The organism is Aquimarina sp. Aq107, from assembly GCF_943733665.1.
In the GTDB taxonomy this organism is placed as follows: domain Bacteria; phylum Bacteroidota; class Bacteroidia; order Flavobacteriales; family Flavobacteriaceae; genus Aquimarina.
Genome location: NZ_OX030782.1, coordinates 4,680,187 through 4,706,472, shown reverse-complemented (window position 1 = coordinate 4,706,472; position 26,286 = coordinate 4,680,187). Strand labels below are relative to the sequence as shown.

Genomic DNA, 26,286 nt, shown 5'->3' with positions numbered 1-26,286 from the left:
ATTCAAAATCATCAATATAACAGGTCAAAATTTAATATATCTTCAAAACACAGTATCTTTACGGTCTCTAAAAATATAATTCAAAAAATATGGCAGCTATAGCAACAGATTTTGGAATAGAAGAAGCATTAAAGCAATTAGGTGTTTCTGATCTTAACAAAGGAACTTCTACGGGTTCTGATTGGTTTTCTAATGGTGATGAAATTTCATCTTTTTCTCCAGTAGATGGTAATTTGATAGGAAAAGTTACTACTACGACGAGTAATGATTATGAGAAGGTTATTGAGAAAGCGCAATCGGCTTTTAAATCTTGGAAGTTAATGCCTGCTCCGCTTAGAGGAGAGATTGTTAGACAGTTTGGAGAAGAATTAAGAGTTTTAAAAGAGCCTCTAGGTAAATTAGTTTCTTATGAGATGGGTAAATCTTATCAAGAAGGACTGGGAGAAGTTCAGGAGATGATTGATATCTGTGATTTTGCTGTTGGTTTATCTAGACAATTACACGGATTAACCATGCATTCAGAGCGACCTGGACATAGAATGTATGAACAGTATCATCCTTTAGGAATAGTAGGTATTATATCTGCTTTTAACTTTCCTGTGGCTGTTTGGGCTTGGAATACAGCTTTAGCTTGGATATGTGGTGATGTTTGTGTTTGGAAACCAAGTGAGAAAACACCACTTTGTGGTATTGCTTGTCAAAATATAATAGCTAAAGTTTTAAAAGATAATGATATTCCAGAAGGCGTTTCTTGTCTTATTAACGGAGATTATAAAGTAGGAGAAATGATGACTACCGATAAACGAATTCCGTTAATTTCTGCGACAGGATCTACCAGAATGGGTAAAATTGTTGGAGCTACGGTTGGAGAACGTTTAGGGAAATCATTATTAGAGCTTGGAGGAAATAATGCGATTATTGTAACTCCGGACGCTGATATTAAAATGACCGTGATTGGTGCTGTTTTTGGTGCTGTTGGAACAGCAGGACAGCGCTGTACTTCTACAAGAAGATTGATTATACATGATTCAATTTATGATAAAGTAAAAAATGCTGTCGTAGACGCTTATAAGCAATTGCGTATTGGAAATCCTTTAGACGAAAATAACCATGTAGGCCCCCTTATTGATAAAGATGCTGTAAGTGGATACCAAAATGCTTTGGAAAAAGTAGTAAAAGAAGGAGGAAACATTGTAGTAGATGGTGGTGTTCTTTCTGGAGAAGGATATGAAAGTGGATGTTATGTAAAACCTGCAATCGCTGAGGCTGATAATTCTTTCGAAATTGTTCAACATGAAACATTTGCTCCAGTTTTATATTTACTAAAATATAGTGGTGATGTAGAAAATGCAATTGAGGTTCAGAATGGTGTTGCTCAGGGATTATCTTCAGCAATAATGACTAATAATTTACGCGAAGCAGAAAGATTCTTGTCTCATGCAGGATCAGATTGTGGAATTGCTAATGTAAACATTGGAACCTCTGGTGCCGAAATTGGAGGTGCTTTTGGAGGAGAGAAAGAAACTGGAGGTGGAAGAGAATCCGGTTCTGATGCTTGGAAAGTATATATGAGAAGACAAACAAATACTATAAATTACACAACAGAATTACCTCTTGCACAAGGTATTAAGTTTGATTTATAATAGTTAAAATTATATTTTTTAATAAGGCGTCTGTTTTTAAAAATAGACGCCTTATTAATTTTTTATTGAGGTTAGAAGTACTTTATTCATCATCTGTGGACTTACTAAAGTGAATAAGAATCAAATAGATTATATATATTCGCGGAAATGAAGACGCAACCAGATGGTTTAAATCGCATCTTCTTAATAAATATGCAAAGGAATATGAAGAAATTAGTACTTATATTATTAGTTATTTGTGCTGGGTGTAACTTAGATGAACAAGACACACTAGATCCGGTATTCTGTACAGATGAGCTTAGAGCAGGCTTAGATATTACAGTAAAAGATGCAACGATAAGTGATTCGTTTTTGATTTCAGGAATTACAGTAATTGCTGTGGATGGTGATTATACTGAAACATTGGTAAATTTTGAAAATACAAATTCGTTTGTTGGTGCTTTTGAGAGAACAGGAACCTATGTAATTACTGTAAGTGGCGATAATTATGAAACCTTTACTTCTACTGTGCCAATTATAGTTGATAAAGATATTTGTCATGTAATTACACAAAGTAGAGAAATCATTCTTCAACCAAATTAACAAGATAGTATTATATTTTGATAATATTTTAACAAATGTTTTAGCTCCAATGAGTTAGTTTTGGTATTCACACAAAATTAACTTAAATATGAATTCAACTCTACAACACCTCAAAAGAGGTTTTTGTGTTTGCGCAATGGCTTTAGCAACCTTCTCTGCAACCTCACAAACACAACAATTAAAGACTACAGCTGATGAAAAACCTAATAAAGGCCATCAATTGTACAAGCAAACAAAAATGTTTGATAGTAAAAAAGGATCTACTGATGCTAAAACTCCTCTAGAAAGACAAGCGGATAATGCAATAGAAAGATCAGAATTTGACTTGATGAGATTAAAAAACCCTGTTACTGGTAAAATACCAGAAGGAATTAGAAAAGCAGAGGTTCAGTTCTCAGAAAAGATCAATTTAAGTGATGAATCACAAAAATCTTTACAAACTGCTGCTAAATCAGGTAGTTTCTCTTTTTGGAAAAATAGAGGACCGTTTAATGTAGGAGGTAGAACTCGTGCGTTAGCAATTGACAGTAGAAACGAAAATGTAATCTTAGCCGGTGGAGTATCTGGAGGATTATGGAGAACTGAGAATGGTGGAGAAACTTGGAGAAAAGTTACAAGATCTTTTCAGAATCCTAGTATTACGGGAATTGTGCAAGATCCAAGACCAAGACATAGTTTTACTTGGTATTACATTTCTGGAGAACGTTATGGAAATTCAGCAAGTGCTGGAGGAGCATTTTATCAAGGTAGTGGAGTATACAAATCCAGAGATGGAGGGCGTACATTCGAACTGTTAACAGCTACAGCAAATCCTGATGTTGGGATATTTAATACAAATGAACCTTTTGATTTAATTAATTCAATTGCTATCGATCCTACCAATGGAGATCTTTATTTAGGTACAATTACTGGTATTCAAAGATCACAAGATGGAGGGAATTCTTTTACAGAAGTATTAACTGGTGGTTTTGATAGTAAAGCAGAAGTAGCAATTTCTTCTACGGGTCAAATATATGCAACAATAGATTCTGATACTGACCCAACAGCTGGATTCTTTACTTCTACAGATGGAGATACTTGGACTAATATTACTCCTGAAGGATTTGTACCTGCTTACGGAAGAACTGTTATGGGTATTGACCCTTCTAACGAGAATACAGTGTATTTTCTTACACAAAATAATTCAGGAGGAATTCCTGCTTTATTAAATCGATATGACCTTGCAGCAGGAACTTGGACGGATTTAAGTGTAAACTTGCCTTTCGGTATTGGTGGAAGTGTAGGAAACTTAAATTTACAAGGTGAGTATAATATGGTAGTAAAAGTACATCCTACAGATAGTGATATGGTATTTGTTGCAGGAACTAATGTGTATAGATCTACAACAGGATTTACTACTCCTGCAGGACAGGAAAGTTGGATAGCTGGATATTCTCCATTGAATAATGTAAGTCTATATACAAATCAACATCCAGATCAACACGCATTATTGTTTTTCCCTTCAAATCCTAATAGAGCATTATCAGGTAATGATGGTGGAGTTTATGTTACTGAAGATATTACAGCAACCAATGATGGAATAGAACCTGTAGCTTGGACATCTTTAAACAATGGTTATATTACTACCCAACCATATCACGTAGCATTTGATCCAGAGCCAAATACAGATGATTTAGTAGCTGGATTCCAAGATAATGGTACTTGGTTTACAAATTCTACGGATTCTGATGCCATTTGGGAATCAGATTTTGGAGGAGATGGAGCTTATAGTGCAATTGCTGATAATGGTAGAACACGTTATGTTTCTTCTCAGAGAGGTAATGTATTTAGATTTAATTTTGACGAAGAAGGAGTATTTGAATCATTTTCTGCTGTAGAACCTGCAGGAGCTTCAGGTTTTGCTTTTGTTAACCCATTTATTCTTGACCCTAATAATGATAACATCATGTACATGCCGGCAGGAAGTTCTATATGGAGAAATAATGATCTTGATGGGTTGCCTTTATTTACAAATACAAATGCAACAGAGAACTGGGTAAATCTTACCAATACATCAACTCCTGATGGATCCACTATAACTTCTTTAGATGTTTCTAAATTTCCAGTAGCTAATAGATTATACTATGGTACAAACTCTGGAGTTGTGTTTAGAATGGATAATGCCAATATAGATGGTCAGCAAGCAATTGATATCTCAACTGGAAAAGGATTGCCTGTAGGTTTTGTTAATGATATTAATATTGATCCGTCTAATGTTGATCGCGTAATTGTTACTTATTCTAATTATGGAATTCCAAGTGTATTTATTACAGAAGATGGTGGAGATACCTGGACTAATATTAGTGGTAACTTAGAAGAAAATGTAGATGGATCAGGTAATGGACCTTCTGTAAGAAGTACGGCTTTTTTAGGTAGTAGTGCAGGTAGATTTGGAGCAAGATTACAAAGAATATTTGCTGCCACAAGTACCGGTTTATATTCTACAAGAGGATTAAACGGACAAAATACAGTTTGGAGAAAAGAGAACTTTGCAATTGGTAACTCCGTAACTGATGAAGTTGTTACAAGAAAAGATGGATTTATTGCTGTAGCTGCTCACGGAAGTGGATTGTTTAGTGCTCGTTTTCCTGTAACTGCTAATCCATTACCAGAATCTAATTTAGTTACTGCCTTTTTATTAGATGATTTTGGTGTTAGTGAAAATAGTGAAGATACAAGTATAGATATAACAGGTTTATTTGTGCAATCTCAAGGATTACCAATTGATATTGAATTAACTAATTCTGACCCAGAATTAGTAACAGCTACATTAACAGGTAATACACTTACCCTATCATATGCGCCAGATAGTATCGGTTCAGCTTCAATAGGTCTAATTGCTACTTCGGGAGAAGAACAAGTTGCTGAAGGTTTTACAGTTACAGTATCTGAACCTTCTATCTATGAACAAACAAATACGCAGGTATCAACAATACCTTCTCAGAACTTCTTAGATTTTAATGGTTTGGCACAGTCAGCTGATGATTTTACAGTTCCAGTGGGTAATATATGGAATATTGATAGAATAGTAGCTTTTGGTGCTGTAAATGGAAGTCCTGCACTTAACAACGTAAGTATTGTTATTTATGAAAATGAAGGAGGAGTTCCTGGTGCAGAAGTTTATAATAGCGGAGAGATTGCTCCTATTTCAGAACCAAATATTTCAAATTTAAATATAGATCTACCAGAAGCGGTTACTTTAGAGAGTGGGGAATATTGGATATCAATTTATACTAATCTTGCATTTAATGGAGGAAACCAATGGTTTTGGGCATCACAGGATAATGTAGTAGGTGAAGTAACTCAGTTTAGAGATCCTGCAAACCTCTTTGGTACAGGAGCTATAGATTGGACAGCTACAACAGTTGCATTAGGAAGAAATCCACTTGATCAAACATTCCAAATTTTTGGAGATATTATAAGTTCTAATGAAGATGTAGTAGAACCTGAATTAGAGGTTACTTTAACTACATTAGACTTAGTAAATGAGATTTCTGTTTATCCTAATCCATCTAATAATACATTCTTCTTTAATTTTGGAGATGCGATTTCCAAATCAAGCAAAAATGTAGATATTAATATATTTAATAGTACTGGTAATTTAGTGCATACAATATCTGATGTTAACTCTAATGCTAACGTAAATTGGGATGCATCGAGATTGGCTTCTGGTTTGTATTATGCGAAAATCTCAGGAACTAGTACAAATACGGTAGTTAAATTACTTAAGAGATAGGGCTACAGGTTTTAATAACAATTAATTAAGAAAAAAGGAGTTGATATAATTAACTCCTTTTTTTATATTAAAGCTATGAATAAACTTATGTACATAGGGTTGATTGCAGTCTTGTTTTCTTGTAAATCCAATAGTATCGCCCAAGAAAATGTAAAAAATACAACGGGAAAGCCAAAAGTAGAGAAGCCAAAGTTTGGAGATACGAACAATGGTGATATGCCTAAACCAAATGTATTTACACAAAATCAGATAGCTCCAAATACAATTCATCTAACAGTTGAGGTTATGGAGCTTTATAGTAATAAACTAATTTGTGATGTTTCTCACGAAGCTGCAGTAAACGTTAAGATTAAAGAAATCAAAGGTTCGGGTTCGGGTTTAGTAAATAGGGTTTCGGTTAATAAAGAAATAACAATTGCTTTAAGAAAAGGAATATCAAAAGATATTACTTATTTAAAGTCAAAACTTAGTAAAGATATTTTCATTATAATTAAGGAAAAACCTTGTATGAATTTTAATCAAACTATGTACGAGATAGTTGGTTATGAGTTCAGACAATAGCTCTTATTGTTGATTTCCATAGGTATCGGCTAACCAAATAATTAATAAAATTAGAGCGATTATAAAAAGTACAAAGAAAAATATTTTCCAAAAGGAATAGGGTCTTTTTCCAGATATTTTTCCAGTTTGACCATTTACAAAAAAATTATATTTCTTTCCATTATATTGGTAGGCGCTAATATAGACTGGAAGTAAAATATGTTTAAATGTTTCTTCTGATAGACTCATATTTACAGAATGTACTCTTTGCGTATCACCTCCAATATCGTGACGCGACCAGGAACGTGCTATTCTTTCTGCTTCTTGGGTAGAAGATAAATGACCATCCTTTAATGGTATAGTGTATTTTTCTGTAACAAAGCCTGCTAAAAAACTAGTATTAAAAGGTTCTAACGCTTTAAGATTCCAATGCGCAATTTTCGAAGGAATTGGGTTTTTCCTTTGATTTGATGCTTTTATCAGTGTATCATCTACAAAACCACTAACACTTCCGCTTGCAGGAGTCCATCTTGTTCTTTGTTCTTGTCTCGTACCTCTAACAGTTTTTCCGTTTACTGTTTTAGTGTAAGGAACGCTAACATAATAATAATCTCCTCGTTGCCCTGTATACGTAGCATATAACTGAGCATCAAATGTCCAATAAGGAAGGTATAGTCCCTTAGTATGCTCAGGATCTAAAGCAGCTTTTTTAAGATTATTTGGAGCAAACCATAATTCTTTTACCCACTTTGTGAAAATTTGATGTGATTTTTTTTGATCAAATTGAAAAGGGAGTACAGCTCCAGGAAGAATCCAATCTTCTTTATATGCATCCTCTATGATTAGAGGCATGGTACAATATACACAGTGTAATGATTTATAATTCTCTTCTATATGTTGATTAGCACCACAGTTTTTACAATGAAGCATTGTAATCTCTTCAGAATGAGAAAGAGATCCCATTTCTTCTAGATAGGGTTTTAATTCAAGTTCTTTAAAACCATCTTCTTGCTGAACAATGGTTTCTTCATGTCCACAATAATCACATTTAATTTCAGAGGTACCTGGTTTATAAGTTAATTCGGCACCACAATTAGCGCAAGATTTCTTTTGCTCAGAAAATATTTTTTTTTCTTCTTCCATTCAGGAATTATGATAGTAGATGTTGTACAAAGTTATCCTTTCTTTCGGGTAAAACGAAAGAAAGGATAAAAAGCATATTTATTTTATTAAGCTCCCGGAAGTGGAGGAGGAGTATTACCTCCTAAAAATGATTTTAACTCTTCTACATCCTTTATAGCGGACCAATTTGCCATTCCTTGTTTCCATACTAGAGAATCTTTATTTACTGTTCTATTAGCAAATAAAGACTTTAATTGGTCAAAAGATACAGGTCCTGCCTGTTGTCCATTTATCGCATAGAAGTATTGCACTTGCACTGGCATTGGTGGTGGAGCAATTGGTGCAGATTGCTGCTGTTGCGCTTGTTGTTGTGTCGCCATTGGATTCATCATTCCACCCATCTGTTGCGCTAGTACAAATCCCATTCCCATTCCCATTCCTGCTCCTGCGGTACCTCCTTCATTTGCAGCGGCAGCTTCTATGGCTTTGGCAGTTTTGAATTTGGTTAATTTATCAAGGTCAATCTTATCAATTCTACTATACTCAAAAATTTCTTTTTTCAGATCTTCCGGCATAGAAACATTCTCTATAAAGAAGCGCTCCAAGGAAATACCAACAGAATTAAATTCTGGTTGCATTACTTCTTGACAGGTTTCTGATAGTTCGGTAGTGTTAGCAGCATATAATTCTATTGGAAAGTTAGCCTCTCCGACAGTATCGGTAAAACGAGTAGAGATTAAACTTTTAAGATGTTCGTTAATTTCAAAACTTGTGAAATTAGCGTCTGTACCTACAATATCTACTATAAATTTACCGGGATCATTGACTTTAAATGCATATGTTCCAAAGGCTCTAATTTCTACCAGACCGAAACGGTCATCATTTAATGTTATTGGATTTTTTGTACCCCATTTTTCATCTGTAAAAAGGCGTGTGTTCACAAAATATATTTCTGCTTTAAACGGGCTGTTAAATCCATATTTCCAACCTTTTAAGGTGGTTAAAATCGGTAAGTTTTGAGTGTTTAAAGTGTAAGTTCCAGGCTCAAATACATCTGCTAATTGACCTTCATTAATGAAAACTGCTGTTTGCCCTTCTCTTACAATTAATTGAGCTCCGTTTTTTATTTCATTTTGGTAGCGTTCGAAACGATGTACAATGGTATCCTGAGTATTATCTAACCATTCTACAATATCTATAAATTCATTACTTAGCTTCTTTTTTATTTCGTCAAAAATTCCCATCGGTGAGTTGATTTATAATTCGTGTTCTAAAACTACAAAATAGGATGCTTGTGTAAAAATTAATTTTAGATTAATTCTAAAAAAGCAAACCTTAATATGCCATGCATATTAAGGTTGTAAAGTACAAATAAAGGGTAGCAAAGGATTATGCTGTCGACTTTATATTTACTAGTCCAGATTATAGAAAGATTGAAGTTCCTCAAAGTTTTCAAAATTGGTACTACTCGTTGCTGTACCTTCTATAATAACATATTTTAGTTTTGTAATTTGTGCGTCTACTGGCCCTGAAGACGATAATGCGTATATAGTTAATGTATCGAGGCTGTAGGTAAATGTTATGACTTCATCTGTACCATCTGAAAAAGGGAAACTATATGTCATAGGAAACCATATGTCATCTCCAAATAATTGAAAATAGACTAGGATTAACGAATTATCCAATATATCTTGATCAATATCAGTATCTGTAATGACAAATTCATTTGCGGCCCTTCCAAGATAAGTTCCGGCTGACCATGTTACATTGTCTACTGCTTTTACAAGTACATTAGCGTTTCCATCTTGTCCTGTTGGCCCTATTGCACCATCAAGTCCATTTGCTCCATCTTCTCCATCGCAAGAAGTTAATACTAAGGCAAAGGCCATCATTACATACGTTAAAAATTTCATTGTTGTTTTCATCATTTTAAGTTTTAATGTTTGCTATTAGTGTAGGTTTATATCAAGAGGTAAACATTTAGATTAAAAAAGACCTATTCAATTATTTTTGAATAGGTCTTTGGATGAGAAATATTTTTGGCTGAATATGGATTATAAAGAAATAACTTCTGTATTTTGATTATCTATATAGATGTTCATTGATTTTTCTATAATATTAGATGAACCATCTAACCCTCCGAAATCTTTTACAAGAAAAGAAAATGAGATACTTATTGATTCTCCATTAGTTACTAATTTTCCTGCTAAGATGTTTCCGGTTGTTGGATTAGTAGGATCACCATCCCAATAGATAGAGCTAGAAAGAAATGTAAGTGTAGTGGTTTCCCAAGGTGCAGGTATCTCTTCAGAAAACTCGATGTAATCATGAGGATATTGCCAAGAGATTCTTTCTACGCCACCAGTATCTGCTCCCGAAAAGATAAAATCATAAGTTGTATCTGTGCGCAAATTAAGTTGTATACTAGAAAAATCATCATCTTGAGTAAATGTTCTATTAAAACCATCTCCAGAAATATTAAAGGAAAAAGTAGGAGTAGTTGTATCTGTTTCTGGAATGTCTGTTTCGCAAGAAATAAAGAATAATATTCCTATTGCAAAAACTATTTTTTTAATGTTTTTTATGCTTTTTGTTTTCATCACGTTAAGTTTTGTTATTTAAAACTTAGTATGATTTATAACAAATAAGTAAACATCATCGGTAATTAAAATCCTTAAAATCGGATGGAGTTATACTTATATCAAATACTCTTTGGAATAGCATTGATGAGTTTTTTTGTGTATTCTTTTTTAGGGTTTTCGTAAATAATATCAGCATCACCTTGTTCTTCAATTTTACCTTGGTTCATAACCAATAACTGATCCGACATATATTTTACTACAGCAAGATCATGAGAAATAAATATATAGGTAAATCCAAATTTCTCCTTTAATTCATTTAATAAATTAAGAACTTGTGCCTGAACGGATATATCGAGAGCACTTACGGATTCATCGCAGATGATTAGCTTTGGTTGAAGCGCAATGGTTCTGGCAATACCAATTCTTTGACGCTGCCCACCACTAAATTCGTGAGGATATCTGTTAAAATATGAAGGATCCAGTCCAACTCGTTCTAAAAGATTAATTGTTTCTTTTTTACGCTCAGTATCATCAGCGTATAATTTATGAGCTTTCATGGGTTCCATAATTGCCTTACCAATGGTCATTCGAGGATTTAATGAGGCAAACGGATCTTGAAATATTAATTGGATATCTTTTCTTAAAACTCGTATAGAAGATGGTGAAAGTTCTGTTAGATCTTGACCTTTATATAAGATTTCTCCTTGATCAGCTTTATCTAATTGTAGAATGGTATTTCCTAAAGTAGATTTTCCACATCCAGATTCTCCAACAAGACCAAGCGTTTCGCCTTCGTATAACGAAAAACTAACTCCGTCAACTGCTCTGAACTCCTTTTTGCCAAACCAACCAACTTTAGAGAAAAACGTTTTTTCTACATTTTTTACTTCTAACAATGGTGTGTTGCTATATAATTCTTTATGATGCTCTTCTCTGTCTGTTTTGGTAATTTGTTGTCTTTCTTTTTTTTGATCGTTTAGATAATCTTCTATGGTCGGTAATCTTTTATACCTAATATCTAAAGATGGTCTTGCATAAATTAATGCTTTCGTGTATTCTTTTTGAGGGCTATTAAAGATTTCGGAAGTAGTATTCTGTTCCACCATTTTTCCTTTATAAACTACTAAAACATTGTCAGCAATTTCAGAAACCAATGATAAATCATGAGAAATAAAAAGAATACTCATTTTGTATTCTTTCTGAAGATCTTTGAGTAGACTAATGATTTCTTTCTGTACAGTGACATCTAGTGCAGTAGTAGGTTCGTCGGCAATAAGTAGTTTCGGTTTACACGCAATTGCCATGGCAATCATTATACGTTGTTTTTGACCACCACTTAGTTCATGAGGATAAGAATTATAGGCACGAACTCCATCTGGAAGTTTTACTTTTTCGAACAAAGAAAGTACTTCTTCTTTGGCTTCGGATTTAGTAAACTTAGTATGCTGTAATAAAATTTCTATAACTTGCTTACCACATTTCATTGAAGGATTTAAAGAACTCATAGGTTCTTGAAAAATCATGGCAATTTCGTTACCACGTATAGAACGTAATTTTTTATCGTCAAAATCAAGTAAGTCATTATCACGGTAGAAAATTCTACCAGAAACTTTTGCTGTTTTTTTTGGAAGTAATCCCATAACTGCTAGAGAAGTAACCGATTTTCCACTACCGGATTCCCCAACTACACCGAGTATTTCGTTAGGCTTTATATCAAATGAAATATCATATAGTACCTGTATTTCTTTCTTTTCTGAAGAAAAAGAAACATTTAGGTTTTTGACAGAAAGTAAAGGCTCATTGTCCATAGCATCAAAACTAAGTAAATTTAGTCAATTACCTCCTATAAAACATAAGGTAGCTAGGTTATAATCTAGCGTTGTTTTAAAGTTTTTTTGGTGTGATATTTGTTATATTTACGACTCAAAGAATACTATGAAGCTTACCAAACTCTCTCTTAGAACGAGGATTTTTATTTCTATGACGGTATTAGTTCTGTTGGCTTCTGTATTGGTTGCGGCTATTACTGTATATCAATATAAGGAAGAAGCAGAAGAATATCATCGTGAGCGATTGGAAAGAAAGGAAGAACGGATTAAAATAGCTATAAATAATGCATTAAGTAGTACTACCTATCCTGTTACAGAAGAGAACGTTGCTCTAATTTTTAAAGAGAAGAAGAAAATAAATCAAATCTCTCAAGAGCATACCTTGCCAATTAATATTTATAGTCTATCTGGTAAATTATTGGTTAAATCCGAAGAGACTTTTGTTAATGATACTGTAGACAAACAGCTCAATCTGCATATTATAGACACGTTAGGTAGCGGATACGAAAAAAGATACCTAGGAGTTTCAGAAAAAAATGGAGAACACTTTTTATCCTCTTATACATATATTAAGGATTATAAATCAAAACCCTTAGCGATCCTAAATTTACCATATTTAGAAGATGATAATTTCTTTTCTCGAGAATTATGGGAATCTCTTACAAGATTGGGTCAAGTGTATTTATTGATGCTGTTAATTGCGATAGTTTTAGCTTATTTTTTGTCAAAATACATAACTAGATCTCTTAAAACTATTTCTGATACAATAGATCAGACTCGTTTAGATAAGCGTAACAAGAGAATAAGAATTGGTGATTCTAGTGATGAGATTTATTCACTTGTAAATGCCTATAATAGTATGATTGATGAATTAGAAGAAAGTGCGGCAATGTTAGCTAAAAGTGAGCGAGAAGCTGCTTGGAGAGAAATGGCAAAACAGGTAGCTCATGAAATTAAAAATCCACTTACTCCTATGAGATTGACCGTTCAAAGTTTTGAACGCAAGTTTGATCCTAACGATCCTACAATTGAGAAAAAAGTAAAAGAATATAGTGATACATTAATCCAACAGATTGACACCATGAGTTCAATAGCTTCGGCATTTTCTAATTTTGCTCAAATGCCAGCGCAGAAAAGTGAAACTTTGGATGTTGTAAAAATTGTTGGATTAGCTTTGGATATTTTTAATGAACATTACATTGTTTTTCCATCAGAAAAAGAAGAAATTATTGCCAAATTTGATAGAACCCAGTTGATACGTGTGGTAACAAATTTGGTTAAAAATGCGATACAAGCAATCTCAGAAGATCATACTCCGAAAATTATGGTAAATGTATTTACAGAAAAAGATAATGTTGTTATTACGGTTGCTGATAACGGAGTGGGGATCACTGAAGAAAATAAAAAGAAAATATTCGAGCCCAAGTTTACAACCAAAAGCAGTGGTATGGGGTTGGGACTGGGTATGGTTAAAAATATTGTGGAAACATATGGCGGAAGTATTACCTTTACATCTCAAGAAGGAAAGGGAACTGTTTTTAAAGTGAAATTCCCAAAATTGTAATTCGAACATATTAACGAAAAAATCATGAAAGAGTATAAATTAGAATCGTTGATTTACTATTCAAAACTTACCTTGGATAAAGAACATATCTTAAAATCTTCTTCTAAAGATATTCAGGAAAAATTGGATCTTTATGCTAAAGATGGATGGAGATTAGTGTCTACTGATGTAGAAGATTTTGGATTGGGCATGTATTTCTATTTGTACTTCGAAAGAGATTTAAAATAATAAACAAACAATACAAACAATACAAACAATACAAACAATATAAATAATGTATAATAATATTCTCACAACTCACAATAGCGGTATAACAACTATTACAATTAATCGTCCATCAAAATTAAATGCATTAAATAAAGAAACAATTCAGGAATTACACGATGCGTTTGATGAGGCAAATAAAGATGTTAAAACGAAAGTAATTATTATAACTGGAAGTGGAGAAAAGGCTTTTGTAGCTGGTGCTGATATTAGCGAATTTGCTAATTTTTCTGTTGATCAAGGAGGTCAATTGGCGGCTAAAGGACAAGAATTACTTTTTGATTTTGTCGCGAGTTTATCAACACCAGTAATTGCAGCTGTAAATGGTTTTGCACTTGGTGGCGGATTGGAGTTAGCTATGTCCGCACATTTTAGAATTGCAAGCGATAATGCTAAAATGGGATTGCCAGAGGTATCCTTAGGGGTAATACCAGGATATGGAGGAACACAGCGTTTACCTCAATTGGTTGGTAAAGGAAGGGCTATGGAAATGATTATGACAGCAGGAATGATCGATGCTAATCAGGCTTTAAATTATGGATTAGTAAATCACGTTGTTTTACAGGAAGAGTTGTTACCACTTGCAGAAAAGTTGGCAAGTAAAATTATGAGAAATTCATCTGTAGCGATAGGTGCTGCAATTAATTCGGTGAATGCAGCTTATGAGGATGGTGTGAATGGTTTTAAAACAGAAATAAAAGAATTTGGTAATTGTTTTGGAACAGAAGATTTTAGAGAAGGAACTACAGCATTTTTAGAAAAAAGAAAAGCTGATTTTCCTGGAAAATAAGTTGCTATGGAAAGAAAAGGTTTCTTCCTAGTTGTAATTGCTTTATTTTGTATTTCATTTATTTCTGGTCAAGATAAATCCAGAGTAAATTCAACATCAAATGATACCATAATAGATATTGAGTATAGGACAAATCCGTATTCCACAACTTATAAACGATTTTCTGGACGAGTTGGTGCGGGTATTCAGAATTCTTTTTATTCAGAAATCGGATTATCAGGACATACCTGCACTTATAGTGATGTAGGTTTTTTTTCTAATGATTATTACATTGCCATAGAATGGAATCCTGTTAGTGAAAAGGATGTTTATGGAGTAAAAATGGGATATGAAATGAATATGATTCCTTTATTAAATGTTGGTATAGAGGGAAAATACCAAACTAATTTTGATACTAATGATTTTGTAATTACCCCTAAGATTGGTCTAGGTATTTTTGGTGATGTAAATATATTTTATGGTTACAATATATCAACTAATGGAAATCCATTTCCTGATATAGGAAAACACCAATTCTCTATAGTTCTTAATTTACACAAGAATTTTTTAGGTTATCTGTAGAAATTCATTTCATCAATATATTCCCACACTTCTTTTGATAATAGTGGTTTGATGTTTTTGTCTTCAGAAATGGCTTTTCGTATAAAGGTTGAAGAAATTTCCATGATAGGAGCATTGACTTTCTGAATCTTAGTATGATTCTTGAATTGATGATCTGTTATGCCTTCAGAAATTCGAGGATACACATAGACATTGTGGTTTTCTAAAATAACCTCGTAGTTTTTCCATTTATGGAAACTTTTTAGGTTATCCTCTCCCATAATCAAATTGAATTGATGATTATCATACTTTTCTTGTAGATGAGCTAATGTATGAACTGTATAATTGGGCTGAGGTAACTTAAATTCAATATCACTTGGTTTTAGTTTAGGATAGGATTCGGTAGCTCTATAGACCATTTCTAATCTATGGTTATTATCTAATAGCGAGCTCTTCTTTTTAAAAGGGTTATGAGGCGTTACAATCATCCATATTTCATCAAGATCAGAATATTCGGCCATATGGTTCGCAATAGCTAAGTGACCTACATGAATAGGGTTAAATGTTCCGAAGTATAAACCTATTTTTTTCATTAGAAATCTCTATTTATCCTAGAATAAATTTTTTGACTAGTTGTAATACTTCTGCTTTTGCTTTTTCTAAATCATCATTGGTAACGATAGCATCAAATTGTGGAGCAGTAGCTAATTCGGTAGATGCTTTAGCAACTCGCATATTGATCTTATCTTCAGACTCAGTTTTGCGTTTCTTTAATCGAATTTTTAATTCTTCGATACTAGGTGGTTTTACAAAAATAGCTAATGTACGATCAGGATAGATTCTTTTAATATCCAATCCTCCAACTACATCAATATCAAAAATTACATGTTTTCCTTTATTCCAGATACGTTGTACTTCGGTTTTCAGCGTTCCATAAAAATTATCCCGATACACTTCTTCCCATTCTAAAAACTCATCAGCTTTGATTTTGTCTTTAAACTCTCTTAAAGAAAGAAAATAATAATCTTTTCCATGTACTTCTCCACCTCGTGGTTCTCTAGAAGCAGCAGAAATAGAAAAATCTAGATTTAATTCTTCTTTATGTAGTAAATATTTAACTAAAGTAGTTTTTCCACTGCCTGATGGTGCAGACAATACTATAAGTTTTCCTTGTTTCATCTATATAAATTTTACCAGAAGGGTAAAGGATTATGTAAATCCACTTTTTTATAAAATATCGTCCTAAATCGTTATAAAATATTTAGCAACTGTTCTTTGATTTTTTCTAATTCATCTTTCATCTGAACTACCAGTTGTTGCATTGGAGCATAATTAGATTTACTTCCAATGGTATTAATCTCTCGACCAATTTCTTGTGTAATGAATCCTAATTTTTTACCGTTAGAATCTTTAGTATTTATAGTGGTAGTAAAATATTCTAAATGGTTAGCAAGTCGTACTTTTTCTTCTGTTATATCAAATTTTTCTAAATAATATACCAATTCTTGTTCAAAACGATTTTCATCAACTTGTTCCTTTAATTCAGAGACAGCTTTGTGTAAACGCTCTCTAACCACTTCGATACGCTCTGGATCAATTGCAATTACTTTTTCAAGTAAATCCCCAATGTTTTTAACGCGAGTAATAAAATCCTTTTCTAAAGCTTTTCCTTCGTCAAGCCTATAGTTTTCTATAGCTTTAAGAGCATCAGACAAACCTCCTTTTATAGCTTCAAATTCTTTTTTATCAACTTCTGCACGTTCTGTTTTTAAAGCATCTGGCATTCGAACTGCCATTTTTATTAATTCTAATTCTTCTTGCTTTGCATAAAGAGAGATAGAACCTAGTTGTTTCATGTAATCTTTTACAATAGATTCATTAATTTTAGTTGAGTTTTCTTCTCCGGTGACTTCTACATACAGACTAAAATCTACTTTACCTCTTTCTAGCGTTTTAGCAATGGTTTTACGCATTTCCAGCTCTTTTTCGCGATATTGAGAAGGTATTCTAGCGTTTAGGTCTAAGTTTTTGCTGTTTAAAGATTTTACCTCAATAGTAATTTTCTTTGTAGGAAGTTGAAGGATAGACTTCCCAAAACCTGTCATTGATTTGATCATATGCTTATATCAGTACTGGATTAAAAAATTACACGAAGATACATAAAAGTAGTGAGGTGCAGCTCTTGAGAATGATTTTAGGCGTGATCTAGATGTTTTTTAGCGGCTATACCTCTCTAGACATAATAATTTTATCAATATATGCATCGTTTTCTAAAAAGAAATTGGGAATAATACCCGATTTTGTAAAGCCAGTTTTCTTATATAAAACAATTCCAGATTGATTACTTTCATATACTTCTAACCAAATTACTTTTAATATTTCGTTTTGTTGCGCCCAATCTATTGTGTTTTGAAGCAATAATGTTCCAATGCCTTGATTTTGCCACTGCGTATGAATTCCCATTCCGATCATTCCAGTATGTTCCATTTTTTTTCGCCAACTTCCTGTGAGATCTATATTTCCGATCATTACATCATCACATAAGGCTACCAAAATAATACTGTTTTTCTCTGACTGAAACCTTTCTATAAAATCTCTCTCTTGATCAATGTCATTTGGATATTCGTTTTCAAATAAAGGGAGCGTCTCAGTATTTTTTAGATATTGAAGTTTTAGTTTTAATAAATTCGATGCATCATCGGATACTGCTTGTCTTATCGTGACAGTACGATTATTTTTTGCTGAATATGTTTTTGGGAAAAAACTCAATTGTAACGGGAAACTATATTTTTAAGCATTAGGATTTTTATCTCTTATTCTTTTGTAAAACTTTATTCCAAGCATTAATAAAATAGCAAGTAATAGAATACCAACAACTCCATAAATCCAATTAACCGCATCTCTAACAATTACTAAAAATATAACGGCAAAGAGTATAATGGTAGCTCCTTCGTTCCATAGTCTCATTTGATTAGAGGTCCATGTAACAACACCAATTTGTAGTTGTTTGAATATCTGATGACTTTTAAGATGATATATAATTAGTAAAACGACAAACCCTAGCTTTACGTGCATCCAAGGAAGATCTAAAAGCATTGGTCTTAAAATCAAAAGACAAATGGCAAAAGTTGTTGCTAATATCGCTGATGGCCAAGTGATAATATACCAAAGACGTTTGGCCATTAACTTTAGTTGATTACCTAAAATCTCTTTATCAGGAGAAGGTTTTTGAGAGGCTTCGATTTGATAAATAAACAATCTAGGAATATAGAAAAGCCCTGCAAACCATGTAATAACAAAGATCAGGTGCAGGGCTTTTATATAGTTATAGTATTCTTGCATGTATTACTCTACAAAAAGATAATTAAGCTGCAAGGTATTGAATTCTGAGTTAAAGCTTTTTATTTCTTCCGAAATTAATTTATCAAAAGAGTTTAGTTGCTCGTTAATCTGTTTTGTAAGTTCATTTTTTACAGCTATATCTTGTGCTGTTGGTCCAAAATCTCCCATTCCTACTAATGAGTTTAAATGCCCTAGTTTATTGGTCAATTTTATAGGGAAGTTTAAAGGGTCCTGACCACTTCGGTTTTTAGTTTGATATAGTGCTTTCTCAATTTCTCCAAACTGCTTTTGTAAATCTTTAGCTTTAGCAACTAAATCTTTTGTCTTATCATTCTCTTTATATTGTTTCGAGAAAGATTTTAATTGATTGTTGATCTTCCTTATTTTTTTGATAGATTGATGTGCTTTGTCTACCATTTCATTTACACTAGTAATAAAATCAAATTGTTGTTGCATTTGTTGCGCTGTAGCTTCTGCTCTTGGATCTGCTAAAATGGTGAACGGTTGCGAAACCTCTTTTCCATTTACATTTAAGCTTACCTTATAATTTCCAGGAACAGCTTTAGGACCATCAAGATTTGCCCACCATAAAATCATTCCTTTTAATTTTTCTGCACCATCACCCCGCATATTCCAGTTAAATTGATTGGATCCTTTTTTTAGATCACTTAATTTATCTTTTTTCTCTTTTGCTTTAGTACTAAAAGATTTGATAGTATCGCCCTTAGTATTAAAATATGTTAATGAAACGGTATCTTTTTCTTTATCAAAGTTTTTAAGGTTAAAATAAGTAATTACACCGCTAGGATGATTGGTTCCTTCGGTTTTAGAACCTTTTCTTCCACCACCACGCATTCTATATGTGTTTTTAGGTTTGAATAGGATGTTTTCTTGAGTTTTTAAACTATTACTAAGTTGATGTAATACGGTAAGATCATCGATGATCCAAAGACTTCGACCTTGCGTTGCCACTATCAAATTATTGTCTTTAATGACAAGGTCTGTTATTGGTACAATAGGAAGGTTTAATTGAAATGGTTTCCAGCTTATACCGTCGTTGAAAGAAATGTACATTCCTGTTTCTGTACCGGCGTATAACAATCCTTTTCGTTTTGGATCTGCACGAAGTACACGTGTAAAATGTTCGCCAGCTATTCCGCTGGTAATTTTAGTCCAAGATTGTCCATAATTTGTAGTTTTATAAAGGTATGGGGCAAAATCTCCAGATTTATAACGAGTACCTGCGATATAACAAGTTCCTTCATCAAAACTACTAGGTTCTATGCTGTTAATCATCATCCATTCTGGCATCCCTTTAGGAGTCACATTACTCCAGTTTTTTCCACCATCTTTACTTACATGAATCAATCCATCATCACTTCCAGTCCATAATAATCCTTCTTTTTTAGGGCTTTCGGCAGCAGCAAAAATAGTACAGTAATATTCAACCGATGTATTATCTTGAGTAATTGGACCTCCTGAAGATTTAAGTTTGCTTGGATCATTTCTAGTAAGATCAGGGCTAATCACTTCCCAGTTTTGACCTTCATTTTCGGTTACGTGAACCTGATTTGAAAAAGTATATAATCTATTTGGATTGTGTTTTGAAAACATAATCGGAAAATTCCATTGAAAGCGATATTTCATATCTTCTGCTCCATGCCCCATTGGGTTATCTGGCCAAACGCTAATAGATCTTACCGTTTCGGTTTTATGATTTACTCTAGTTAAGAACCCGTCATAACTACCTCCATAAACGATGTCATTATCTTTAGGGTCTATAGCAATATGTGCAGATTCTCCTCCTGCTGTAGATTCCCAATCATCTTCGGAAATAGACCAACCTGTGCTTCTATGATTAATTCTAATGGTAGAATTATCTTGTTGTGCCGCATAAATTCTATAAGGAAAACTATTATCGGTGGTAACTCTGTAAAATTGAGAAGTTGGTTGATTATGGTATGTACTCCAAGTTTCTCCACCGTCATAAGTAATCTGCGCACCACCATCATCACCAATAACCATTCGTTTTGGATTTTCTGGAGCAATCCATAAATCGTGATGATCTCCATGAGGTGCTCTGAAACTACTAAAGTTTTTTCCACCGTCCTTACTTTTATGGTAAGATACATTAACTACATATACGACATCTTTGTCTTTTGGATCAGCATAAATACGAGAGTAATACCAAGCACGTTGACGAAGACTTCGATCACTGTTAAGTTGGTTCCAAGTTTCGCCACCATCATCACTTCTGTAAACACCACCTTTCTCCTTATTCTCTACAATAGCCCAAACTCTTTCACTATTAACAGGAGAAACGGTAACTCCCATAATCCCTAAGGTGTCTTTTGCAAAACCTTTGTTTTTAGATATTTCTTTCCAATTTTTTCCACTATCTGTACTTTTCCATAGTGCAGAACCATTACCTCCAGAGCTTAAGCTGTAAGGTGTTCTTCTTGCATTCCAAGTCGATGCATACAGAATTCTAGGATTATTAGGATCTAATGTTAGATCCACTGCACCAGCATTTTGATTAGCAAATAATACTTTATTCCAAGTCTTTCCACCATCAATACTTTTATAAACACCGCGATCTTGAGTAGGTTTATAAATATTTCCTAGAACACCGGCATATACAATATCTGGATTGGTTGGGTGTATCGCTATTCTTGGAATATGCCTACTTTTGGGAAGACCAGATTGGTTCCAAGTTTTTCCAGCGTCTACGCTTTTCCATACTCCATAACCAGAAGATACATTTCCGCGAAGTGTTTTTTCACCACCACCAACATAAATAACATTAGGATCACTTTTAGAAACAGAAATAGAACCAATCGATCCTCCGAAAAAACCATCAGATATATTTTCCCAGGTACGTCCACCGTCGGTTGTCTTCCATACACCACCACCAGTGGCTCCAAAATAAAAAAGATTTGGTTTTCCAGGAACACCTGTTACAGCGGCACTTCGACCTCCTCTAAAAGGGCCAACTAATCGATATTCTAATGCATCGTATAGTTCCTCGTTAAATGTTTGCGCGTTTAATGATGAAAAATTGCCAATCATAAGAATAGCAATCAGAGTAAGTTTAAAAATTCTTGAGTACATTTAGTTGAGTTTAGAGATTATGCCTTAGTACATAAAAATTCATAATTAGTAGATTTGATGGTCTACTAAAATCTGGAATAAATGGCTATTGAGAAAGATTTTCACGTAATTTTAACCTTAGTTGATTCAATTGGTATTTTTGATAGTATGATTTCAAATCGATTTATACTAATGTTAATCTGTTTTAGAAGAATTTCCTAGATTACTTTTTACTATTTATAGGGATCTTTATGTAACTGGGGTTTTCTGGAGAATGATAAATTGTGATTTCTGCTTTTTTAGCATCTTCTTTTGTTTCCAGCGAAACGTCTTTGCCAGAGTTATAATTTTTTTGTAGATACTTAGAGTTTATAGAATTGATAGAAAAAATAAATCTACTTCCTTTTTTTAATTCAAGAGCTGTGATAAACGGTGTATCAAATTTACAGAAGAAGACTTCATCAGGCACTGCTAATTTTGGTTGATTCAATCCCTCGCGATATCTTAACCGAAGCATATCAGATCCTATATATTTAACTTGGCCAGCTTCATTAACTACGTTTAGTGAAACTTGTAGATCTGTATCAGGAACATCTAAAGATATATATAGCCCTACTTCGAATCTTCCGATTATTGTGGTGGTGTTATCTAGTTTATTAGAGACATATAGTATTCTTCCTTTTTCTTCTATTGGTATCGGTGCTGTATAGTAATCCGATCCCGAATAACTTGCTGTATTTTCCGTATCCAAAGGATCATATGCAATAATATCAGTGTCAGGCACTGAGGATATTTGGGGTGAAAGATGTCCCGGATCAATTAATAATTTTGCATTAGAATTTGGACTAGATAAGTAGTAAGTGATCGTGTCATTTGAAATAGCATCCATTTGATTGGCGTACATCCACTTGTTTTGGCCCATTATATAATAGTTTACCCGATCTTTTAAGAACCTTGGTTTTTTCTCATTTTTGAGTGTCCAATTAAACCATTCCAAATGGAGTTTTTTCATATCAAGTTTAGAATCACTTCCGAAGGTAAGACCTCCCAATTCCGTTTCTGGTTTACGTGTGCCGGCATGAGACCAAGGTCCAAAAATTAAATAATGATTGGTTTTACCCGCTGGATTTCCGTATTTCATATGATCTTCATAATAGGTCATTGCACCTGGTTGGTCAGCATCAAAAGCTCCTGTTATGGTAAGAATAGGTAGATCAAATGATTCATATTCTTTTGGAGTAGGATAAAAATTTTGCCAGTATTCATCAAAATCTGGATGAGAAATCCAGGTTTGAAAAACGGGATTACGTTTGTTTAGTGCTAGGAGATCCCAATCTTTATATGGAATAAACTCTTTATATTTTTTAGTCGCTTTATTACTCCAAAAAGTTCCATTATTAAACAAATTGTTATTTCTACTTTTACCACCTGTAAAATTTAACCATTGTAGAGCATAGTTACTAAATATTCCATCATATTTTGGAAAGTCAATACCTGGTCCAACTGCTGCAGTTGGGACAATGGTTTTAAGTGCTGTTGGTTTATTCTTTAAGGTCATCCATTGGACCATACCTCGATACGACCCTCCCATCATACCAATGTTTCCATTACACCAATCCTGTTGACTTATCCATTGGACGGCATCATAACCGTCCATCCCATCTTTTTCAAATGGTCTGTATTCTCCTTCAGAATTTCCTCTACCTCTAAGATCGAGTGTAATAAAGACATAACCCTCCTTGGCAAAGTACATTCCTCTTTCAACTGCCTCATCATTAACATATGGTGTATATATAAGTATTACCGGATACGATTTTTTAGTAGTGTTAGGAAAATAGATGTTTGCAGATAGTTTGATACCATCCCTCATCGGAATATTTTGATAGAGTTTTATGTCTATATCCTGCGTGTAAACTGACGTCCAATTAATAAATACCAGAATAATAATGACGAAGGTTTGTTTCATTCAATACATTTTTTATTATTGATAACAATGTTGTAAAGGATATTTCAAAACTAAAATCTAAATATAGAAAATAAAATATTTGATTTATCTAGTGCTTATATTAATTAAACATTTTTTGGAAGCACCAAAGTTTTTCTAACCTCTCTATTTAAGTAATATCCCGTAAGAATTGTAGAGACTACATCGGCTATAGGGAACGCAATCCAAACTCCAAAAACTCCAAAAAATGTAGGTAATAATAGGATAAGTGGAATTAAAAAGAAGCCTTGTTTTGTCAAGCTTAGCAATAGTGCAGGGATTACTTTTCCTATAGACTGAAAATATGCTGATCCTATAAGTTGTACAATGATTACAGGAGTTGCAAGAAAAACAATTCGTAATGCTGAAGGAGTCCTATTTAGGATCTCTTTGTTATTTGCAAGTGTTTCAGGATCTAATGATTCTTTAGTGCTCACAAAAATAGAGATAAACTGTTGCGGGAAAACCATGATAATGGTAAATATTAAAATAGCTAGTATTCCTCCATAAGTGATAGACGTATTAATAGATTCTCGGACACGTTGAAATTTCTCTGCTCCATAATTATATCCGGCAATTGGCATAAATCCTTGATTAACACCAATTACAGGGAATAAAGCAAACATCAGTACTGTTCTGATAATTCCGTAAGATGCGATATCTAATTCATCACCATAATTACCAAGTACATTATTTAATAGAATTCCCAAAACAGCAATGGTGCCCTGTCTGGCTAAGGTTACAAAGCTTAAACCACTTATTTCATTTACAATTTTCTTTTTTAGTTTTATGCATTCTAGATTTAATCTTAGTTCGCTTTTAGCAACAAAAAACCATAGTATAAATCCAAAGCAAATAGCATAGCTAATAAAAGTGGCCCAGGCTGCTCCTTCCATTCCATATCCCAAAACATTAATTAAAATATAATCTAGAAAAATATTACCTATAGCTGGTAATATCATAGCGACCATCGCAAATTTTGGTTTGCCTTCTGCGCGAATTACATTATTACCCATCATAGACATGGATAACATCACAATACCATACAGAACAATTTTATAGTATACAAGAGCGTATTCTTTAAAAGATTCTTCGGCCCCCAGAAAACCAATAAAAAAATCTTGAAATAATAATCCAATTAATGCTAATGAACCAGAAATTAAAAAAGTAAGTGTCGTCTGATTTCCAAAAACCCTTAATGCTTTATCTTGATCTCCAGATCCTAATGCCCTTGATAAAACGGAACTGCCTCCAATACCTATTGCTAAACCAATAGCTCCTATAAAAAAAGTAAAAGGAAGAACTACTTGTACTGCCGAAATTGCTAACCCGCCTATCCAGTTTCCTAAAAAAGCAGTATCAACGATCATGTTTAGTGACATGACTAATATTCCTATGGATGCAGGAACAGCTTGCTGTATTAAGAGTTTCCCAATGGGTTGTGTTCCTAAAGCTTCAGAGCTTGTTTTTGTCATTTTAGAACTGGGGTTTTAGCTTCAGCCCACTCATTAACCCAATTCCCCAAAACATCAGACCAATCATCACGATCATTAAGACAAGGGATTGTAGTGAATTCTTTACCACCAACTTCGTGAAAAATTTCTTCGCCTTCCATGGCTATTTCTTCAAGTGTTTCTAAACAATCAGAAACGAATGCCGGAGTAACAATTGCCATTTTTTTAATTCCTTCTTTTCCCATTCTTTCGATAGTTCTATCTGTATAAGGTTGTAACCAAGGATCGAAACCTAATCTAGATTGAAATGATGTAGAATATGTGCCATTCTTTAGTCCTAATTTTTTAGCTACTTGTACAGTTGTCATTTCACATTGGTGACGATAACAAAATTCGTGTTGTACGGATCCTTTTTTAAAACAACATTTCCCATCCATTTTACAGTTTCCGTTACTAACATCGCTTTTTCTTATATGTCTTTCTGGAACTCCATGATAGCTAAATAGAAGATGTTCATAGTCTAAATCTTTAATTTTTTCAGCAATACTATTAGACAATACTTCAATATATTCCTTCTTATCATAAAATGCAGGAATATCCGTAAATTTCATTTGCGGAAAATGCTCCTTTCGTAATTCTTCGGCAAGTACTAAAATAGTTTCGGTGGTTGCCATTGCGAATTGGGGATACAAAGGAATTATTAGAACTTCGTCCACTCCTTTGTCATGTAATTCTTGTAATCCTTTTTTGATGTTTAGAGATCCATATCTCATTGCTAACCCAACAGGAATTGAAGTTCGCTCAGCTACTTTTTTCTGTAGTCTTTCAGAAAGAACAATAAGCGGAGAACCTTCATCCCACCATATTTTTTTATAAGCTGCTGCGGATTTTTTTGGACGTGTATTAAGGATTATACCTTTAACCAATAAAGTTCTTGCCCATAATGGTACATCTATAACACGGGGATCCATTAAAAATTCGCCAAGATATTTCTTTACATCTTTTGGATCCGTACTATCAGGGGATCCTAAATTGACAAGAAGTACTCCTTTACTCATAATTTTTCTTTTTCGAAAGGTAAAAATACAAACTATTCTATGGATAGATCATAAAATTATAATAAGACTTATTGATAGCATGATTGTTGATAATATGCTGAAATAAATGTATAAGACGCTCGTGTTT

General features: G+C 33.5%; 22 protein-coding genes. 8 read left to right on the top strand and 14 right to left on the bottom strand.

What is annotated here, in order from left to right:
• Positions 1 to 89: 89 nt before the first annotated feature.
• The 4 genes from NMK29_RS20420 (at position 90) to NMK29_RS20405 (ending at position 6,561) form a co-directional block, all read left to right on the top strand.
• The gene (locus NMK29_RS20420; RefSeq protein ID WP_108802728.1) at positions 90 to 1,643 is read left to right on the top strand and encodes an aldehyde dehydrogenase family protein; all 1,554 of its coding nucleotides are present in this window, start codon (positions 90 to 92) and stop codon (positions 1,641 to 1,643) included.
• A 204-nt stretch (positions 1,644 to 1,847) separates the two neighbouring features.
• A complete protein-coding gene (locus NMK29_RS20415; RefSeq protein WP_108802729.1) occupies positions 1,848 to 2,225 on the top strand; it encodes a hypothetical protein in 378 nt (125 codons plus the stop codon).
• Between the two features lie 88 nt (positions 2,226 to 2,313).
• Positions 2,314 to 6,000, top strand: coding sequence for a T9SS type A sorting domain-containing protein (locus tag NMK29_RS20410; RefSeq protein WP_108802730.1), 3,687 nt, complete (start codon positions 2,314 to 2,316; stop codon positions 5,998 to 6,000).
• Between the two features lie 75 nt (positions 6,001 to 6,075).
• Entirely contained in the window at positions 6,076 to 6,561 is a 486-nt protein-coding gene (locus NMK29_RS20405) for a hypothetical protein (protein WP_108802731.1), read from the top strand.
• 3 nt (positions 6,562 to 6,564) lie between these two features.
• On the opposite strand, the gene NMK29_RS20400 is transcribed toward NMK29_RS20405, so the two are convergent.
• The 5 genes from NMK29_RS20400 to NMK29_RS20380 all read right to left on the bottom strand — a co-directional run bounded on the left by NMK29_RS20400 (position 6,565) and on the right by NMK29_RS20380 (position 12,052).
• Positions 6,565 to 7,683, bottom strand: a complete 1,119-nt coding sequence (locus NMK29_RS20400) for a DNA helicase PriA (RefSeq protein WP_108802732.1) — start codon at positions 7,681 to 7,683, stop codon at positions 6,565 to 6,567.
• 86 nt (positions 7,684 to 7,769) lie between these two features.
• Positions 7,770 to 8,906, bottom strand: coding sequence for an SPFH domain-containing protein (locus NMK29_RS20395; protein WP_108802733.1), 1,137 nt, complete (start codon positions 8,904 to 8,906; stop codon positions 7,770 to 7,772).
• Between the two features lie 168 nt (positions 8,907 to 9,074).
• Positions 9,075 to 9,587, bottom strand: a complete 513-nt coding sequence (locus NMK29_RS20390; protein ID WP_108802734.1) for a hypothetical protein — start codon at positions 9,585 to 9,587, stop codon at positions 9,075 to 9,077.
• 129 nt (positions 9,588 to 9,716) lie between these two features.
• Entirely contained in the window at positions 9,717 to 10,262 is a 546-nt protein-coding gene (locus tag NMK29_RS20385) for a hypothetical protein (RefSeq protein WP_108802735.1), read from the bottom strand.
• A 101-nt stretch (positions 10,263 to 10,363) separates the two neighbouring features.
• Entirely contained in the window at positions 10,364 to 12,052 is a 1,689-nt protein-coding gene (locus NMK29_RS20380) for an ABC transporter ATP-binding protein (protein WP_108802736.1), read from the bottom strand.
• Positions 12,053 to 12,179: 127 nt separating this feature from the next.
• Between NMK29_RS20380 and NMK29_RS20375 the strand changes: the two genes are divergently transcribed.
• The 4 genes from NMK29_RS20375 to NMK29_RS20360 are packed head-to-tail and all read left to right on the top strand — an operon-like array spanning position 12,180 to position 15,252.
• The gene (locus NMK29_RS20375; RefSeq protein ID WP_108802737.1) at positions 12,180 to 13,637 is read left to right on the top strand and encodes a PAS domain-containing sensor histidine kinase; all 1,458 of its coding nucleotides are present in this window, start codon (positions 12,180 to 12,182) and stop codon (positions 13,635 to 13,637) included.
• A gap of 24 nt (positions 13,638 to 13,661) precedes the next feature.
• A complete protein-coding gene (locus NMK29_RS20370; protein ID WP_108802738.1) occupies positions 13,662 to 13,865 on the top strand; it encodes a DUF4177 domain-containing protein in 204 nt (67 codons plus the stop codon).
• Between the two features lie 43 nt (positions 13,866 to 13,908).
• Complete coding sequence (locus NMK29_RS20365) at positions 13,909 to 14,691, top strand: enoyl-CoA hydratase/isomerase family protein (protein WP_108802739.1); 783 nt, start codon at positions 13,909 to 13,911, stop codon at positions 14,689 to 14,691.
• Between the two features lie 6 nt (positions 14,692 to 14,697).
• The gene (locus NMK29_RS20360; RefSeq protein ID WP_108802740.1) at positions 14,698 to 15,252 is read left to right on the top strand and encodes a hypothetical protein; all 555 of its coding nucleotides are present in this window, start codon (positions 14,698 to 14,700) and stop codon (positions 15,250 to 15,252) included.
• Here NMK29_RS20360 and nadD read toward each other — a convergent pair.
• From nadD to hemH, 9 genes are all read right to left on the bottom strand, one after another.
• Positions 15,243 to 15,824: a nicotinate (nicotinamide) nucleotide adenylyltransferase gene (gene nadD, locus NMK29_RS20355; RefSeq protein WP_108802741.1), complete on the bottom strand. Its 582-nt coding sequence runs from the start codon at positions 15,822 to 15,824 to the stop codon at positions 15,243 to 15,245. The genes NMK29_RS20360 and nadD overlap by 10 nt on opposite strands.
• Positions 15,825 to 15,837: 13 nt before the next feature.
• Positions 15,838 to 16,410, bottom strand: coding sequence for a guanylate kinase (gene gmk, locus NMK29_RS20350; protein ID WP_108802742.1), 573 nt, complete (start codon positions 16,408 to 16,410; stop codon positions 15,838 to 15,840).
• A gap of 71 nt (positions 16,411 to 16,481) precedes the next feature.
• Positions 16,482 to 17,348: a YicC/YloC family endoribonuclease gene (locus tag NMK29_RS20345; RefSeq protein WP_091406311.1), complete on the bottom strand. Its 867-nt coding sequence runs from the start codon at positions 17,346 to 17,348 to the stop codon at positions 16,482 to 16,484.
• 106 nt (positions 17,349 to 17,454) lie between these two features.
• Complete coding sequence (locus NMK29_RS20340; RefSeq protein ID WP_108802743.1) at positions 17,455 to 18,000, bottom strand: GNAT family N-acetyltransferase; 546 nt, start codon at positions 17,998 to 18,000, stop codon at positions 17,455 to 17,457.
• A 21-nt stretch (positions 18,001 to 18,021) separates the two neighbouring features.
• Complete coding sequence (locus NMK29_RS20335; protein WP_108802744.1) at positions 18,022 to 18,573, bottom strand: CopD family protein; 552 nt, start codon at positions 18,571 to 18,573, stop codon at positions 18,022 to 18,024.
• 3 nt (positions 18,574 to 18,576) lie between these two features.
• On the bottom strand, positions 18,577 to 21,642 hold the full coding sequence (locus tag NMK29_RS20330) for a glycosyl hydrolase (RefSeq protein WP_234424236.1): 3,066 nt from the start codon (positions 21,640 to 21,642) through the stop codon (positions 18,577 to 18,579).
• Positions 21,643 to 21,886: 244 nt separating this feature from the next.
• Complete coding sequence (locus NMK29_RS20325; protein WP_108802746.1) at positions 21,887 to 23,629, bottom strand: CocE/NonD family hydrolase; 1,743 nt, start codon at positions 23,627 to 23,629, stop codon at positions 21,887 to 21,889.
• 104 nt (positions 23,630 to 23,733) lie between these two features.
• Positions 23,734 to 25,122, bottom strand: coding sequence for an MATE family efflux transporter (locus NMK29_RS20320; protein WP_108802747.1), 1,389 nt, complete (start codon positions 25,120 to 25,122; stop codon positions 23,734 to 23,736).
• Positions 25,119 to 26,159 (bottom strand): ferrochelatase, encoded by a 1,041-nt coding sequence (hemH, locus tag NMK29_RS20315; RefSeq protein WP_027394370.1) that lies wholly within the window; start codon positions 26,157 to 26,159, stop codon positions 25,119 to 25,121. Before hemH ends, NMK29_RS20320 begins: the two co-directional genes overlap by 4 nt.
• Positions 26,160 to 26,286 lie beyond the last annotated feature (127 nt).

Excerpts from the sequence above, each read along its gene's own strand:
- NMK29_RS20420 (WP_108802728.1), top strand. The coding sequence starts at position 90 with ATGGCAGCTATAGCAACAGATTTTGGAATAGAAGAAGCATTAAAGCAA.
- NMK29_RS20415 (WP_108802729.1), top strand. The coding sequence starts at position 1,848 with ATGAAGAAATTAGTACTTATATTATTAGTTATTTGTGCTGGGTGTAAC.
- NMK29_RS20410 (WP_108802730.1), top strand. The coding sequence starts at position 2,314 with ATGAATTCAACTCTACAACACCTCAAAAGAGGTTTTTGTGTTTGCGCA.
- NMK29_RS20405 (WP_108802731.1), top strand. The coding sequence starts at position 6,076 with ATGAATAAACTTATGTACATAGGGTTGATTGCAGTCTTGTTTTCTTGT.
- NMK29_RS20400 (WP_108802732.1), bottom strand. The coding sequence starts at position 7,683 with ATGGAAGAAGAAAAAAAAATATTTTCTGAGCAAAAGAAATCTTGCGCT.
- NMK29_RS20395 (WP_108802733.1), bottom strand. The coding sequence starts at position 8,906 with ATGGGAATTTTTGACGAAATAAAAAAGAAGCTAAGTAATGAATTTATA.
- NMK29_RS20390 (WP_108802734.1), bottom strand. The coding sequence starts at position 9,587 with ATGAAAACAACAATGAAATTTTTAACGTATGTAATGATGGCCTTTGCC.
- NMK29_RS20385 (WP_108802735.1), bottom strand. The coding sequence starts at position 10,262 with ATGAAAACAAAAAGCATAAAAAACATTAAAAAAATAGTTTTTGCAATA.
- NMK29_RS20380 (WP_108802736.1), bottom strand. The coding sequence starts at position 12,052 with ATGGACAATGAGCCTTTACTTTCTGTCAAAAACCTAAATGTTTCTTTT.
- NMK29_RS20375 (WP_108802737.1), top strand. The coding sequence starts at position 12,180 with ATGAAGCTTACCAAACTCTCTCTTAGAACGAGGATTTTTATTTCTATG.
- NMK29_RS20370 (WP_108802738.1), top strand. The coding sequence starts at position 13,662 with ATGAAAGAGTATAAATTAGAATCGTTGATTTACTATTCAAAACTTACC.
- NMK29_RS20360 (WP_108802740.1), top strand. The coding sequence starts at position 14,698 with ATGGAAAGAAAAGGTTTCTTCCTAGTTGTAATTGCTTTATTTTGTATT.
- nadD (WP_108802741.1), bottom strand. The coding sequence starts at position 15,824 with ATGAAAAAAATAGGTTTATACTTCGGAACATTTAACCCTATTCATGTA.
- gmk (WP_108802742.1), bottom strand. The coding sequence starts at position 16,410 with ATGAAACAAGGAAAACTTATAGTATTGTCTGCACCATCAGGCAGTGGA.
- NMK29_RS20345 (WP_091406311.1), bottom strand. The coding sequence starts at position 17,348 with ATGATCAAATCAATGACAGGTTTTGGGAAGTCTATCCTTCAACTTCCT.
- NMK29_RS20335 (WP_108802744.1), bottom strand. The coding sequence starts at position 18,573 with ATGCAAGAATACTATAACTATATAAAAGCCCTGCACCTGATCTTTGTT.
- NMK29_RS20330 (WP_234424236.1), bottom strand. The coding sequence starts at position 21,642 with ATGATTGGCAATTTTTCATCATTAAACGCGCAAACATTTAACGAGGAA.
- NMK29_RS20325 (WP_108802746.1), bottom strand. The coding sequence starts at position 23,629 with ATGAAACAAACCTTCGTCATTATTATTCTGGTATTTATTAATTGGACG.
- NMK29_RS20320 (WP_108802747.1), bottom strand. The coding sequence starts at position 25,122 with ATGACAAAAACAAGCTCTGAAGCTTTAGGAACACAACCCATTGGGAAA.
- hemH (WP_027394370.1), bottom strand. The coding sequence starts at position 26,159 with ATGAGTAAAGGAGTACTTCTTGTCAATTTAGGATCCCCTGATAGTACG.